A 13,205-nucleotide genomic window follows, 5' to 3' on the forward strand; every position below is an offset into this window, starting at 1 on the left:
TCATCCCTCACCGGGACGGGATCAGTTCCGGCAGGACTCACCCTTGAGCATGCTCAGGAACGAGACCCACTGCCGCATGCCCACCGAGAGCTGTCCCGCGGGCGGATTCTTGCTGTCACGCACCCACACGGCGGTGTTCGCGAAACCGACCTCGACACACTGCCCCTGCCCCTGAGTCCGACTGCTGCTGCGCCATGACAAGAGTTCGCTCATCTACAACTCCCCTATTCGTGCCTGAATCACGCGCGACGATTCCTCCGGATCGGCGGCGTGTGCACGTAAATGATCCATCATGGCTTGATAGTTCGACAGTTCGTTCTCTCTTTCGAGGGACCACCCACCAACGTGTGTCTCCACGTACACCACATCGGGATCGGCGTCACCGGCGTAGCGCAGTATCACGAACGGTCCCACCTGGGCGGGATGCGCGTCGGTATCCAGCGGCATGATCTGCAACGTGATGTGCTCTTGCTCTGCCATGCGCAACAGGTGTTCGAGCTGTTCGCGCAGTACTCGTGCCCCACCCGCCCTCCTGCGCAACGCGGCCTCACCGATCACCGCCCAGAACCGGAGCGGTTCGTCGCCGGTGAGTCGTTGCTGTCGCCGCAGCCGCAGCTCGGCCCTCCGCCGGATGTCGTACTCTTCGGCGTCGATGAGGGTCGCCTCGGTTATGGCGTGGGCGTACTCCTCGGTCTGCAGCAGCCCCGGCACGGCATCGGGCTCGTACGTCTCGATCGCCTCGGCCTCGGCCTCCAACCCGATGTAGTTCTCATACCACTCGGGCAGGACGTCGCTGTAGGACTGCCACCAGCCACGCGTGCGGGCGTCCCGTGTCAGTTCGAGCAATCGTTGCCGTGCGGCTCCGTCGACACCATAGAACTCCAGCAACGCGGTGACGTCCCTCGCCGTAGGGGTGCGCTTGGCGGTTTCGAAACGACCTATCTTCGCCTGAGTACAGCCGAGATACCACGCGGCCTGCTGCTGAGTGACTTCACGTGCGGCACGCAGCCTGCGGAGTTCGGCCGCCAACCTGCGACGCCGCACCGTCGGACTCACTGTCATGTCCCCAGTCTGCTCCGTCCGACCTCGCAGCGTCACCACACTGTTGCACGAACGACTCGGCGACGCGGTTCCGAACGGAGGAGTCCGGCAGCATCATCCGGCGGGATGACCGACCGGCCGAACGGGTGACATCCGCTCAGGGTTTCGGGATGTTGCGCAGGTTGCTGCGTGCCAGGCGGACCATCTTTCCGACTCCACCGGCCAGCACCGTCCTGCTCACGGCGAGCGCGAATCCCTTGACCTGGCTGCCCGTGATGTGCGGCGGGATGGACAGCGCGTTGGGGTCGGTGACCACGTCGACCACGGCGGGCCCCGGGTGCGACAGCGCGTCCCGCAGCGCCACCCGGACCTCCTCGGGACGCCGCACTCGCACGGAGTACATCCCGAGCGCGCTGACCAACGCGGCGAAGTCCACCGGATCGTGGTCGGTGCCGAAGTCGGGCATACCGTCCACGAGCATCTCCAGCTTCACCATGCCCAGCGAGGAGTTGTTGAACAGCACCACTTTCACGGGCAGCTGCCGCGTACGCAGGGTCAGCAGTTCTCCGAGCAACATGGACAGCCCGCCGTCACCGGACATGGCGACGACCTGCCGGTCCCCGTCGGCCAGTTGCGCCCCGATCGCGTGCGGCAGCGCGTTGGCCATCGAGCCGTGGATGAACGAACCGAGCATCCTGCGTCGGCCGTTTGGGGTGACGTAGCGGGCGGACCAGACGTTGCACATACCGGTGTCCACTGTGAACACCGCGTCCTCGTCCGCGAGGTCGTCGAGCACGTCGGTGACGTACTCGGGGTGGATGGGAACCCGCTTGTCGACGTCCCTGGTGTAGGCGTCCACCACGCGTTCCAGCGTGTCGGCGTGTTCGCGCAGCATCTGGTCCAGGAAGGACCTGTCGGTCTTGGTGTCGAGGTGCGGCAGCACCGCCCGGATGGTCTCGGCGACGTCGCCCTGGACGGCGACGTCCAGCACGGTGCGGCGGGCGAGGTGCGCGGGTTCGATGTCGACCTGCACGGTGTTGGCCTGCGGCAGGAAGTCGTCGTAGGGGAAGTCGGTTCCGAGCAGCACCACGAGGTCGGCACGGTGCATGGCCTCGTGGCAGGCCCCGTAACCGAGCAGCCCGCTCATCCCGACGTCGTACGGGTTGTCGTACTGGATCCACTCCTTGCCGCGCAGCGCGTGCCCCACCGGTGATTTGACCGTCTCGGCCAGTCGCATCACCTCGTCGTGCGCGTGGCGTGTTCCTGCACCGCAGAAGAGCATGACCCGCTCCGCCGAGTTGAGCGCACGGGCCAGCTCGCGTAGCTGGGACTCGGGCGGGACCACGGTCGGCGGTTGGCAGTGCACGGTTCCCTGGCGGACCGGGTTGACCGCCGTGCGCTGCGCCACGTCACCGGGCAGCACCAGCACCGAGACACCCCGGCTGCCCGCCGCCGTCTGCAACGCGCTGCGCAGCAGCCTGGGCATCTGCTCCGGCTGGGAGAGCACCTCGCAGAGATGGCTGCACTCGTTGAACATCCGTTCCGGGTGGGTTTCCTGGAAGAAACCGGTGCCGATCTGGGCCGAGGGGATCTGCGAGGCGAGAGCCAGCACGGGGGCGCCGCTGCGATGCGCGTCGAACAGCCCGTTGATCAGGTGCAGGTTGCCGGGACCGCAGCTGCCCGCGCAGGCCGCCAATCCGCCGGTGAGCTGCGCTTCGGCAGCCGCGGCGAACGCGGCGCTCTCCTCGTGGCGCACGTGGACCCACTCGATGCCGTCGGTGCGTCGCACCGCGTCGACGATCGGGTTGAGGCTGTCTCCCACGATGCCGTAGATCCGTCGGACACCGGCCTCGACGAGCACCTCGACGAACTGATCGGCCACTGTCGGCATGGCTGCTCCAACGAGACCTACGGGGATAACAGCGCCCGACGGGTGTCCCACGACCGGCGGCACCGCGGTACGGGCTCCACTCAGCGAGCCTCACCGTCCGGTTGGCCGGACGCAACTCGAGAGCACCGGCACCCGGGCTCCCACACCGCGCACTCACCCATTCGAGGGACACAAGTAACGGTGTCCACCTCTCGTGCGATCTCATCGGCGACCCAGCAAGATGATCACGGGAAAGGAAAGTGGTGAACGTCCGCGGTTACACCCTGTCCGCTATCGCGGTGACCGCTTCGGCGGTCGCCGGACTCTGGTTCGGCGCCATCATGGCCAACGCCGATGTGTTCCGTTCCGAACAACCGACGGCGGAATCGACGTCGCCGGCGGTCTCCTCCACAACGACACCGCGTCCGTAGCCGGACGGCATCGGCTAGCGTCGGGGCATGACAGCGAAACTCTCGACGGGCGATGCCGCCCCCGACTTCACCCTGTCCGATGCCGATGACAACTCCGTGACGCTCTCCGATTACCGCGGGAAATCGGTGGTCGTGTACTTCTACCCGGCCGCCGGTACCCCGGGGTGCACCAAGGAGGCCTGCGACTTCAGGGACAGCCTCGCCGAGCTGGAAGGCGCCGGATTCGCGGTGCTGGGGATCTCGCCCGACAAACCGGCCAAGCTGGCCGAGTTCCGCGACGCCGAAGGACTGACCTTCCCGCTGCTCTCCGACCCGGACCACGAGGTCATGACCGAGTGGGGCGCCTACGGCGAGAAGCAGAACTACGGCAAGACCGTGCAGGGCGTGATCCGCTCGACGTTCGTGGTCGATCCGGAGGGCAAGGTGGCGCAGGCGTTGTACAACGTCAAGGCCACCGGGCACGTCGACCGACTGCGGCGCGAGATCGGAGTCTGACAGGGGACCTCACGGTGCGGCGATCCCGGCGTGCCGGACCGCTGCGGGCGGCCGGACACGAGGAGGACCGCGTAGAACCGTGACCCCGTCGGAAGCGACTCGGTCGAACCGACGAGGTGGGGCCCGTTCCCGGCGCGGGCCCGACACACGCCGGATTCGAGCAGTCTCCCCGATCCGGGCAGTCTCCCCGAACCGAACAGCGTCGATTTCTCGCGAAATCGCCGCGCCCACGGCGCTGCCGCCGAGCGCGCAGCACGGGAATCGACAGCACTCATGACCGGTCCACCGCGAGATAGACGGCCACGGCGGCCGCGATGACGACCACGAGCCACCGCAACAGGGTGGGGGGAAGCCGCCGCGCGACCTTCCCGCCCAGATAGCCGCCCAGCAGTGTGCTGGGGATCAGTGTCAGTACCGCGGCCCAGTCCACCGGTGCGAGCAGTGCGTAGATCACCAGCGTGACGAGGCTGCCGAGCAGGCTCAGCCAGTTCTTGGCCGCGTTGAGGATCCTGAGCTCGGCATTGGCCGTCAGCACCAGGACGACCACCAGGATCACGCTGCGGGCGCCGCCGAAGTAACCACCGTAGACCGAGGCGAGCAGGATCCCGGCGGTTAGCAGCACCGTCCGATCGGGGCCGTGCTGATCGGGGTTTCCCAGCCAGGCGCGGATGCGGTTCTGGAACGCCATGAGTACCGCCGACAGCCCCACCAGCGCCGGGACCACCGCGTCGAACACCGATCCGGGCAGGGTGAGCAGCAGGGCGCAACCGCCCACCGAGCCGAGCACTGCCGCGATCGAGGTCGGCAGCAGCCTGCTGCCGTTGCGAGCCAGATCACGCCGCTGGCCGAGCGCCGCACCGATGAAACCCGGCCCCTGCGCCACCGCGTTGGTCACGTTGGCGGCCAGCGGGGACAGCCCGGTTCCGAGCAGTGCGGGAAAGACCAGCAGGGATCCGCCGCCCGCCACGGCGTTGACACCGCCGGAGAGGAAACCGACGAGCACCAGCGACGACAGTTCGAGCCATTCGGGAAGCACGCCGGAAACCTAGCCGTTCCGCCCCGCCCTCCTCAGCACGGGGAGACACTCGGCACTCCTGGGCCGTTCGCATCTCGCCGCGTGATCCGTTCGAACGGATCTTGCTGAGCCTGCCCGACTGCTACTGTCCTTCGCATGTGGAACGGAGGATCGTCGCCCTGTTGGAGGTCGACTCGTGAGTTACGGTGACCCGTTTCCCTACCTGCGATTCATCCGGATTCCACCGGGGCTGGAGAGCCGGATTCGTGGCACTTCGCTGCGGATCGGCCTCGTGTCGGTGCTGGCGGCAGTGGCATTCGCGGGGATGTTTGTCGTCCTGTCGGCGGAACTGACCTTCGTCGTCTACACCGGAGGCGCCTGCGTGCTGGGACTGCTCGTGTCCGGTGTGGGCCTCGCCTTCGGCAGGAGCTGCGTGTCCACTGGACACGTCAACCTCACCCTGGCACGCCGGATCCGCAACCTGACAGTGGTGTTCACGGTGTTCACGATCGTTTTCGCCGTGCTCACCGGGTTCGGTATCGCGATGGCGATGACGGCGACCGACGAACCGATCCCGCTGCTGACGGTGGCCGGTACGGTCACGCTGGTTACGACACTCATGAGTGTGTCCAACGCCGCCGCGGGAAAGCAGCTCTTCCCGCCGTCCCGCAAGCTCCTGGGCGAGTACGGCGCCTCGGGACAGCCTGTCGGCCCATCCAACTACTAGGACAACTCGAGGTCGGCTCTCCCTGGTGATCAGGCGAGCCCCGTACTGGGAACACTCACCTCCCGCACGTAGCCCCAAAACCTGTATTACACCCGCAGGTAATCAGTTAACTCTCAAGAGTGACAATCTTCAGGAGTACCGAAGTCGAGTTTCGACGGAGTGATCACTGTTGTCCGCGATCGAGGGCGCAGCATTACGGGTAGGCAGCATGCTGGGGCGTCTGATGGTCCGACGCTGGCTACGAATCCGCAAGAACGAGGTACGTCGTGAGGCCGAACTAAGCGAGTTGCTCGCGCTCCGGTTTGATGGTATCGGCAAACGCAGACGAAACGATCTGGAGCGCAAGCTGGGGGATCTAGCGGACAACGCGGGTGAACGACTCCAGGCGCTGACGGAGCGCGAATTCGAAAGAATGCCTGAAAATGACCGATTGGCCTCCTTGCAAGCGGTCGGCGACGCGCTGGCCGAAACCGACCTGTCCGACGCAGCGCTCTTCGAAATGGATCTCGATCCCGACTACCTGGCCAGAAGAGTGCGCGAGCGAGTACCAACCGAGAAGCGTCGCGCTGATCTCGGCACGGATGGGGTCGAACTTTTCGACCTAGTACTCTCCCATACCTGTTTCCAGCTCGTACGATTGATATGGGAACTACCGGAATTCCAGCCACGCGCCCAGGAAGAAACACTGCGACGGACAACCGAGATCATCGGCAAACTGGATGAAGTGCTCGACCGGATACCGGTGACCAGTCTGGATGCTCCGGAGGGCACTGATCACGATGAGCGCTTTCACCAGCGCTATCTGGAACTCGTGGCCAAGGAACACGAAAAGTTGGAGCTGATCGGAGTCAGTGTGCGGCAGTTCCAGCCCAGCACTACACTTTCAGTAGCTTATCTGAGCCTAACAGTAAACCAACAGGAAGAACAGTCACGCAAAAAGTCCAGTACACCACGGGTGGATATAGGCTGGTTCCTGGACCGTGGCGAAGCAGCGCCCTCATCCGTGCGGGTTGAGTCCGCCCTGGGACGTTCACACCTCACTCTGGTACGTGGCGAGGCTGGCTCAGGTAAAAGCACCCTACTGCGCTGGTTGGCGGTCACGGCCGCACGCAAAGGATTCGCCGGAGAACTGTCCGAGTGGAACGGTACAGTTCCCTTCCTTATCAAGTTGCGTGGTTACGCTGGAAGCGATCTGCCAGCACCGGAAGAGCTGCTGAACGGCCAGAGTACTCCCATGACCGGGCCAGTCCCCACCGGATGGGTACACCGACAAATGCTCGCTGGTAGGGCACTACTGCTAATTGACGGGGTAGACGAACTCTCCGAGAACAAACGGCCACAGGTACGAAAATGGCTTCGCAGTATGCTCAATGCTTATCCCGAGATGAGGGTAGTGGTCACTTCTCGTCCGGCCGCTGCTAATGCCAGATGGCTACGTGAAGAGGGATTCGGCTCGGTGAATCTGGAGAGCATGTCACCCGCAGATGTGCGGGTTTTCATGCGACGCTGGCACGACGCACTACTGGATTCGGGGAAAGCGTACGAAAGTTATGGCGGACTGCCGTGGAGTTCCGAGGAGATAGACAAGCAACACCGTGCGCTGTTGAGTAAATTGGATGCACGGGCACACCTGCGGAACTTCACACGCAATCCGCTGATGTGCGCAATGCTGTGTGCGCTGAATCTGGATCGCGGTAGCAACCTACCACGTGATCGGAACAGCCTATACGAAGCGGCACTGGAAATGCTACTCGACCGGCGGGAGACCGATCGCGATATTCCGTCCAGTCGTGACGTGGAGCTAGGATATCGGGATAAACGTACTATACTACGAGACCTGGCATTCCGGCTCAGCCTCAATGGCTGGTCAGAAATCCGTAAGGAAAACGCGCTTGACCGGATCAAACGCAAGATCGGCTTTATGCCTAATGTAGTCTCCAGATCAGAGTTAGTACTTGATCATTTACTCAATCGAAGCGGTATCATTCGCGAGCCAGTAGATGGCAGGGTAGATTTCGTACACCGGACGTTCCAAGAATACTTGGCGGCAGCCGAAGCCGCCGAGGAGCAGGATACAGGGATGCTGATCGAACGAGCACACAAGGACCAATGGCGCGAAACAGTTATCATGGCTGCGGGACTATTGAACCGTAAAGACAGCGCCGAACTCGTCGAGGGAATCCTAGATAAAGCCGAGCAATCGGAGAACCGAAACAAACGCAAGCTGCGATTGGTAGCAGCTAGCTGCCGCGAATCCCTGCACGAACTGTCACCAAAAACCAGTGAGCGCCTAGATGCGAACATCCGTGAGCTTGTACCCCCACGTAAATCCGAGGAAGCTGCCTCACTGGCAACCGTAGGTGAGACGGTACTGGACTATTTACCACGATCACTGGAGTCACTAACCGAGGCGCAGGCACAAGCCTGTGTGGTGACAGCTCGATTAGTCAATGGACCCAAAGCTCTAGAGATACTCAGCCTCTACTCGACCGACCCTAGAGGAAAAACACAAGAGGAGCTGACATTTTCATGGGACTACTTTGCCCCAGGAGAGTACGTTAACAGAGTACTAAAAGAAGCACCACTTTCGTCTGGAATAGTATTTTGCAAAACTCCCGAGCAGGCAAAATACCTAAAAAATATAAAGAACCTGAAAAGCACACATCTGACAGTAGATCCAAGCTTCAAGGAAAACTTTGATTTATCATCGATACCACACTTGAATTCAATTTCTTTCTTTTCCGTAAAAAATCCAAACCTCGAATCACTTGAAAACAAAGAGGAGTTACAATCTATCACTTTTTTTGACACGCAAAACCCCTTAGAATTAAGCAATCTAAGGCAGCTAGGGGAGGCTGCCAATCTGAAGAGGCTTGGACTTTTACAAAGAGACCCGATTGGCGATATATCTTTTCTTGAAAATATTTCTTCTTTGTTTTTTTTAGTTTTACAGCCATTGCACGGCGTGCATGACTATACCCCCATCAGCAAACACAAATTATTACACCAACTCTCGCTCTCTGGCTGCTCCCAATTAGCTGATCTTGAAATTTTTACTCAACTCGATAACCTGGAATCTCTCTCTCTGTTCGAACTTCCGGAATCTATCGATCTGAGGCCGTTGGCAAAACTTAATAATCTTTCAAGATTGCTGCTTGCTGAGGGGCCGGAAGAACTAGACCTGCGCCCCTTCGCGGGGCACAGGATGCGAATAGTTCTCAGTGAGGATCAGCACGCTGGTGGGCTGAATGAGCTCGGATCGGGTGTGGAAATTGAAAGAATCAACTTAGCTCGCTAGCTGCCGCAGGTACGGCAGCAGCTCGCGCAGCGCCCTGCCCCGGTGCGAGTCCGCGTCCTTCTCCGCGGCGGAGAGCTCGGCCGAGGTGCGGCTCTCCCCCTCCGGCACGAAGATCGGGTCGTAACCGAAGCCGTTGGAACCGCGCGGTTCGCGGATCAGGTGACCGGGCCAGGTGCCGCGCACCACGGTCTCCGAACCCTCCGGCGTCACCAACGCGGCCGCCGCGACGAACGCCGCACCACGGCGCTCGTCCGGCACGTCGCCGAGCTGGGCCAGCACCAGATCCAGATTGGCCCGATCGTCCCCGTGCCCACCGGCCCAGCGCGCCGAGAGCACACCGGGCATCCCGTTGAGCGCGTCCACCGCCAGACCGGAGTCGTCGGCCACGGCGGGAAGCCCGGTGGCGCGCGCCGCGTCGACCGCCTTGGCCACCGCGTTGGCCTCGAAGGTGGCCCCGGTCTCGGGGGCCTCCGGGAACTCGGGCACGTCGTCGAGACCGATCACGTGCAGCCCGGCCACCCCGGCGTCGTCGAGAATCCGCCGCAGCTCGGCCAACTTCGCGGCGTTGCGGGTGGCGAGCAGCAGCTCGCTCATGCGGCACTCCCCGGCAGTTTGCCCGGATACGGCTCGGCCAGCGCCTCGGCCTGCAGCTCGCACAGCCGTGTCGAGCCCGCCAGCGCCATGTCCAGCATCTTGTCCAGAGTGGACTTGGGGAACGTGGCGCCCTCGCCGGTTCCCTGCACCTCCACGAAGGTTCCGTGGTCGGTGGCGACGACGTTCATGTCGACCTCGGCGCGGGAGTCCTCCTCGTAGGGCAGGTCCAGCCGTACCTTCCCGTCGACCACACCGACGCTGACCGCCGAAACCGCGCAGGAGAGCGGCTTGGGGTCGGAGAGGCGTTTGGCGGCGCGCAACCAGGTGACGGAGTCGGCCAGCGCGACGTAGGCACCGGTGATCGCGGCGGTGCGGGTACCGCCGTCGGCCTGGATGACGTCGCAGTCCAGTGTGATGGTGTTCTCACCGAGCGCGCTCATGTCTATGCAGCTGCGCAGCGATCGCCCCACCAGCCTGCTGATCTCGTGGGTACGTCCCCCGATCTTGCCCTTGACCGACTCGCGCACCCCGCGCGTGTTGGTGGCCGAGGGAAGCATCGCGTACTCCGCCGTCACCCAACCGAGACCCGAACCGGCACGCCAGCGCGGCACACCCTCCTGCACGCTGGCCGCACACAGCACCCGCGTACGTCCGAATTCGACCAGCACCGATCCGGCAGGCCAGTCCTGATACCCGCGGGTGATACGTACGTCCCGGAGCGCTTCGTCGCTCCTGCCATCAGCTCTTGCCACGCACCCACCCTAGAACGTCCTCCCGTGTCCCCCGGAAGGCGGCGGTTCCGCTCGAAGGAACAGCGGGTTCTCACCCGGCGATCGCGGACGGCGTGGGCCGCTCGGAGGAGGCACCTCACTCCTCGAGGGCGCGCCAGGTCACGGCCTCGGGTCGCCGCGCGGTGCGCAGGAACTCCCGCAGCGCTTCGGCCAGCGTGTCCAACGACACCCCGCTCCCCTCGGGGAACTCGACGTCACCACCGTGCAGCGCCGGTGCGGCGGGATCGCCCTCCGGAACGGCGAGGTCGTGCTCCACGTCGATGTAGCTCAGGTAGCCGTGACCGTCCCGCACCGCCACGCACACGTCGTGGTCGGGCATCCCCTCGTCCTCGTCGGCCAGCTCGCGGGACTCGTGCCAGACCGTGGCGACCCCCGCGTTCGGCTCCGCCAACCTGGCGAGCAGCCCGTCGACCTCGTCGGGTTCGGTCAGCGTGACCCCGTCGCCGCTGTTGGCGTCCTCGGGCGACTCGATCGGCCACACGGCGGTGATCGGCACGGAGATCCTCCACTCGGAACGGTCACGAACACTGGCGCCCGCAGTATTCCACTCACCCGATGGGCCCAAGGTGGGCACCTGGGACGACTCCGGTGCCGGGACTCCCGACCGCCCGCCGGAACCGTGGCGACACCAGGTGCCGACCCACCGGTGAGGACCGACTCGACGGGCTCCGCCGCACGCGTTCAGACCGTGTACCGGGCGGCGGTGGTGACCAGCTCGGTGGGAACGGCGGTGTGCTCGCGCGCCTCGGCCAGGATCGCGGCGGCGTCGCACCAGGGCTGCAGGTGGGTGAGCAGCAGCCGCCGCGCCGAGGCGCCGTCGGCCAGCTCGGCGGCCTGCTTGCCGGAAAGGTGCAGGCCGTCGGGACGATCGGGCGAGTCCGGCCAGGACGCCTCGGCCAGCAGCACATCGGCGTCGCGGGCCAGCTCGGTGAGCTCCTCGCACGGGCCCGTGTCGGCGGTGTAGGCCAGCACACGCCCCTCGGCCGCGATCCGGAACCCCCAGCTGGGGCACACGTGGTGCACGGGGAAGGCGGTGATCTCGAACGGCCCCAACCGCAGCGGCGTCTCGGGCATCGGTGCGAAGTCGAAGACGTCGGAGAGATCGGCACCGGCTCGTTCGGCGGCGTTCGGCGCGTACAGCGCGGCGAGTCGCTCCGGGGCCTCCGCCGGGGCGTGGACGGTCAGCTTCCGCTCGACCGGATCGTACGGCGGCGCGGGGTGGTAGCGGCGCAGCACGGTCAGCGCCCCGAAGTCGGCGCAGTGGTCCGGGTGCAGGTGTGACAGCAGCAAGGCATCCGGCGTGAACGGATCGACGAAGCGCTGCAACGTGCCGAGCGTGCCGTTACCCAGGTCGAGCAGAATCCTGGTGTCGCCGGACTCCACCAGATACCCCGAGGCGGGCGCGTCGGGTCCGGGAATGCTGCCGGAGCATCCGAGAATCGTCAGCTTCACGCGGTCGAGCGTGACACGTCCGGAGGCAACACAACATCGGATGTGACGGAAGGCCCGAGAAAACGCCTGGCGAGTTTGGCGAACGGCTCGGGTGATCCGGTCGCCCGGAACTCGTGATCGGGTGTCGCGGTGGGATCGGCCGGTCGGGCCAGCGAGTCACGCTCGGTCAGTACACGTGCGACCTCCCGGGCGCTCTCCTCGGCGCTGGAGACCAGCGTCACCTGCTCCCCCAACACGATCCGCAGCACCCCGCTCAGCAGCGGATAGTGGGTGCAGCCGAGGACGAGGGTGTCGACGTCGACCCGCTGCAGCGGCTCCAGGTAGCTCTGCAGCAGTCCCAGGATCTGACGCCCCGAGGTGGTTCCCCGCTCCACGAAGTTCACCAACCGCGGGCAGGCGACCGGGTACGGCGTCACGTCCGGAACGGCGGCGAAGGCGTCCTCGTAGGCACGGGACCTGACGGTGGCGCTGGTGCCGATCACGCCCACCCTGCCGTTTCGGGTGGTGGCGGCGGCCTGTCGTGCGGCGGGCAGCACCACCTCCACGACCGGTACGTCGTAGCGCTCCCTCGCATCGCGCAGACAGGCCGACGAGGCGGTGTTGCAGGCGATGACCAGCATCTTCACGCCCTCTTCGACGAGGGAGTCGGCCACCGACAACGCGTGCTCCCGCACCCGGCGGAGCGGTAGGGGACCGTAGGGGGCGTTGGCGGTGTCGCCCACGTAGCGCAGCCGCTCGTCGGGCAGCCGGTCCATGATCGCGCGGGCGACGGTCAGACCGCCCACGCCGGAGTCGAAGATCCCGATCGGTGCTTGGGTCACGATCCGAGTCCGCCCGTCGGATCGTCGCGTCGCACGCCCCGTGCCGGGTGCGTCCGGTCACCGCGCCGGACCAGCCAGGCCGCCAGCACACCGCCCAGCGCGCCGAACAGGTGCGCCTGCCAGGAGACGTTCGGCTGTCCGCCGGGGAGCACTCCCCACAACATGCCGCCCCAGTAGAAGAACAACACCACCGCCACGAGGATCTGGCCCGCGCTGCGGTTGAAGAACCCCCGCACGAGCAGGAAGAGCAGCCAACCGAAGGCGATGCCGGAGGCACCGAGGTGGGTGGTTCCGTCCTGCCCGGTCAGCCAGGTGCCCAACCCGCCGACCAGCAGCACCACCACGGTCACCGCGACGAACTGACGCGTTCCGCCCGCCATGCACAGCCAGCCGAGCACCAGCAGCGGAACGGTGTTCAACACCAGGTGCTCGAATCCGAGGTGCAGGAACGGCGACCAGACGATCCCGTCCAGGCCGTCGAGCTCACGGGGCTGGATGCCGTTCGTGTCCAGGCCGGTGACGCGCCGACTCATGACACCGGTCTGGAAGAACAGCTGATCGATCAGCTCCAGCAGGTACAGCAGGGCGACGATGCCCAGCATGATCAGCGCCGCGCGGGCTGGGCGCCGCGGTATCACGCGTGGTTTGGGTGCTCGGCTCGGTCCTCCGG

Annotated in this window: 14 protein-coding genes; 4 read left to right on the forward strand and 10 right to left on the reverse strand. The window is 64.8% G+C overall.

Annotated elements, in window-relative coordinates:
• Window positions 1-21: 21 nt before the first annotated feature.
• From J2S53_RS09745 to J2S53_RS09755, 3 genes are all read right to left on the reverse strand, one after another.
• Entirely contained in the window at window positions 22-213 is a 192-nt protein-coding gene (locus J2S53_RS09745; RefSeq protein WP_092978829.1) for a DUF397 domain-containing protein, read from the reverse strand.
• Window positions 214-1,062, reverse strand: a complete 849-nt coding sequence (locus tag J2S53_RS09750) for a helix-turn-helix domain-containing protein (RefSeq protein ID WP_456240708.1) — start codon at window positions 1,060-1,062, stop codon at window positions 214-216.
• A gap of 136 nt (window positions 1,063-1,198) precedes the next feature.
• Window positions 1,199-2,932: a pyruvate dehydrogenase gene (locus J2S53_RS09755; RefSeq protein WP_456240709.1), complete on the reverse strand. Its 1,734-nt coding sequence runs from the start codon at window positions 2,930-2,932 to the stop codon at window positions 1,199-1,201.
• Window positions 2,933-3,174: 242 nt separating this feature from the next.
• On the opposite strand from J2S53_RS09755, the gene J2S53_RS09760 reads away from it, so the two are divergent.
• Together J2S53_RS09760 and bcp are read left to right on the forward strand one after the other, a co-directional pair.
• On the forward strand, window positions 3,175-3,342 hold the full coding sequence (locus tag J2S53_RS09760) for a hypothetical protein (RefSeq protein ID WP_165400668.1): 168 nt from the start codon (window positions 3,175-3,177) through the stop codon (window positions 3,340-3,342).
• 27 nt (window positions 3,343-3,369) lie between these two features.
• On the forward strand, window positions 3,370-3,837 hold the full coding sequence (bcp, locus tag J2S53_RS09765) for a thioredoxin-dependent thiol peroxidase (RefSeq protein ID WP_092929506.1): 468 nt from the start codon (window positions 3,370-3,372) through the stop codon (window positions 3,835-3,837).
• A gap of 271 nt (window positions 3,838-4,108) precedes the next feature.
• Here the strand turns inward: bcp and J2S53_RS09770 are convergent, their stop codons facing one another.
• Entirely contained in the window at window positions 4,109-4,873 is a 765-nt protein-coding gene (locus J2S53_RS09770; protein ID WP_456240710.1) for a sulfite exporter TauE/SafE family protein, read from the reverse strand.
• 175 nt (window positions 4,874-5,048) lie between these two features.
• Between J2S53_RS09770 and J2S53_RS09775 the strand changes: the two genes are divergently transcribed.
• Both J2S53_RS09775 and J2S53_RS09780 read left to right on the forward strand, forming a co-directional pair.
• Window positions 5,049-5,579, forward strand: coding sequence for a hypothetical protein (locus tag J2S53_RS09775; RefSeq protein WP_456240711.1), 531 nt, complete (start codon window positions 5,049-5,051; stop codon window positions 5,577-5,579).
• 169 nt (window positions 5,580-5,748) lie between these two features.
• Window positions 5,749-8,877, forward strand: a complete 3,129-nt coding sequence (locus J2S53_RS09780) for an NACHT N-terminal Helical domain 1-containing protein (protein WP_456240712.1) — start codon at window positions 5,749-5,751, stop codon at window positions 8,875-8,877.
• Here J2S53_RS09780 and rdgB read toward each other — a convergent pair.
• The 6 genes from rdgB to J2S53_RS09810 form a co-directional block, all read right to left on the reverse strand.
• Window positions 8,866-9,471 carry an RdgB/HAM1 family non-canonical purine NTP pyrophosphatase gene (gene rdgB / locus J2S53_RS09785; RefSeq protein WP_456240713.1) on the reverse strand — a complete coding sequence of 202 codons (606 nt, stop codon included), beginning with the start codon at window positions 9,469-9,471 and terminating at the stop codon, window positions 8,866-8,868. The genes J2S53_RS09780 and rdgB overlap by 12 nt on opposite strands.
• Window positions 9,468-10,223: a ribonuclease PH gene (gene rph, locus J2S53_RS09790; RefSeq protein WP_092978817.1), complete on the reverse strand. Its 756-nt coding sequence runs from the start codon at window positions 10,221-10,223 to the stop codon at window positions 9,468-9,470. The genes rdgB and rph overlap by 4 nt, the downstream gene beginning before the upstream one ends.
• Before the next feature lie 115 nt (window positions 10,224-10,338).
• Window positions 10,339-10,758 (reverse strand): Imm1 family immunity protein, encoded by a 420-nt coding sequence (locus tag J2S53_RS09795; RefSeq protein ID WP_456240714.1) that lies wholly within the window; start codon window positions 10,756-10,758, stop codon window positions 10,339-10,341.
• Between the two features lie 185 nt (window positions 10,759-10,943).
• Window positions 10,944-11,714, reverse strand: a complete 771-nt coding sequence (locus tag J2S53_RS09800) for an MBL fold metallo-hydrolase (protein WP_456240715.1) — start codon at window positions 11,712-11,714, stop codon at window positions 10,944-10,946.
• Window positions 11,711-12,535 (reverse strand): glutamate racemase, encoded by an 825-nt coding sequence (murI, locus tag J2S53_RS09805; protein ID WP_092978811.1) that lies wholly within the window; start codon window positions 12,533-12,535, stop codon window positions 11,711-11,713. The genes J2S53_RS09800 and murI overlap by 4 nt, the downstream gene beginning before the upstream one ends.
• Window positions 12,532-13,173, reverse strand: coding sequence for a rhomboid family intramembrane serine protease (locus J2S53_RS09810; protein WP_130469563.1), 642 nt, complete (start codon window positions 13,171-13,173; stop codon window positions 12,532-12,534). The genes murI and J2S53_RS09810 overlap by 4 nt, the downstream gene beginning before the upstream one ends.
• Window positions 13,174-13,205: the final 32 nt, after the last annotated feature.

The sequence above is a fragment of the Actinopolyspora lacussalsi genome (genome assembly GCA_030803735.1).
GTDB classification, from domain to species: Bacteria; Actinomycetota; Actinomycetes; order Mycobacteriales; family Pseudonocardiaceae; genus Actinopolyspora; species Actinopolyspora lacussalsi.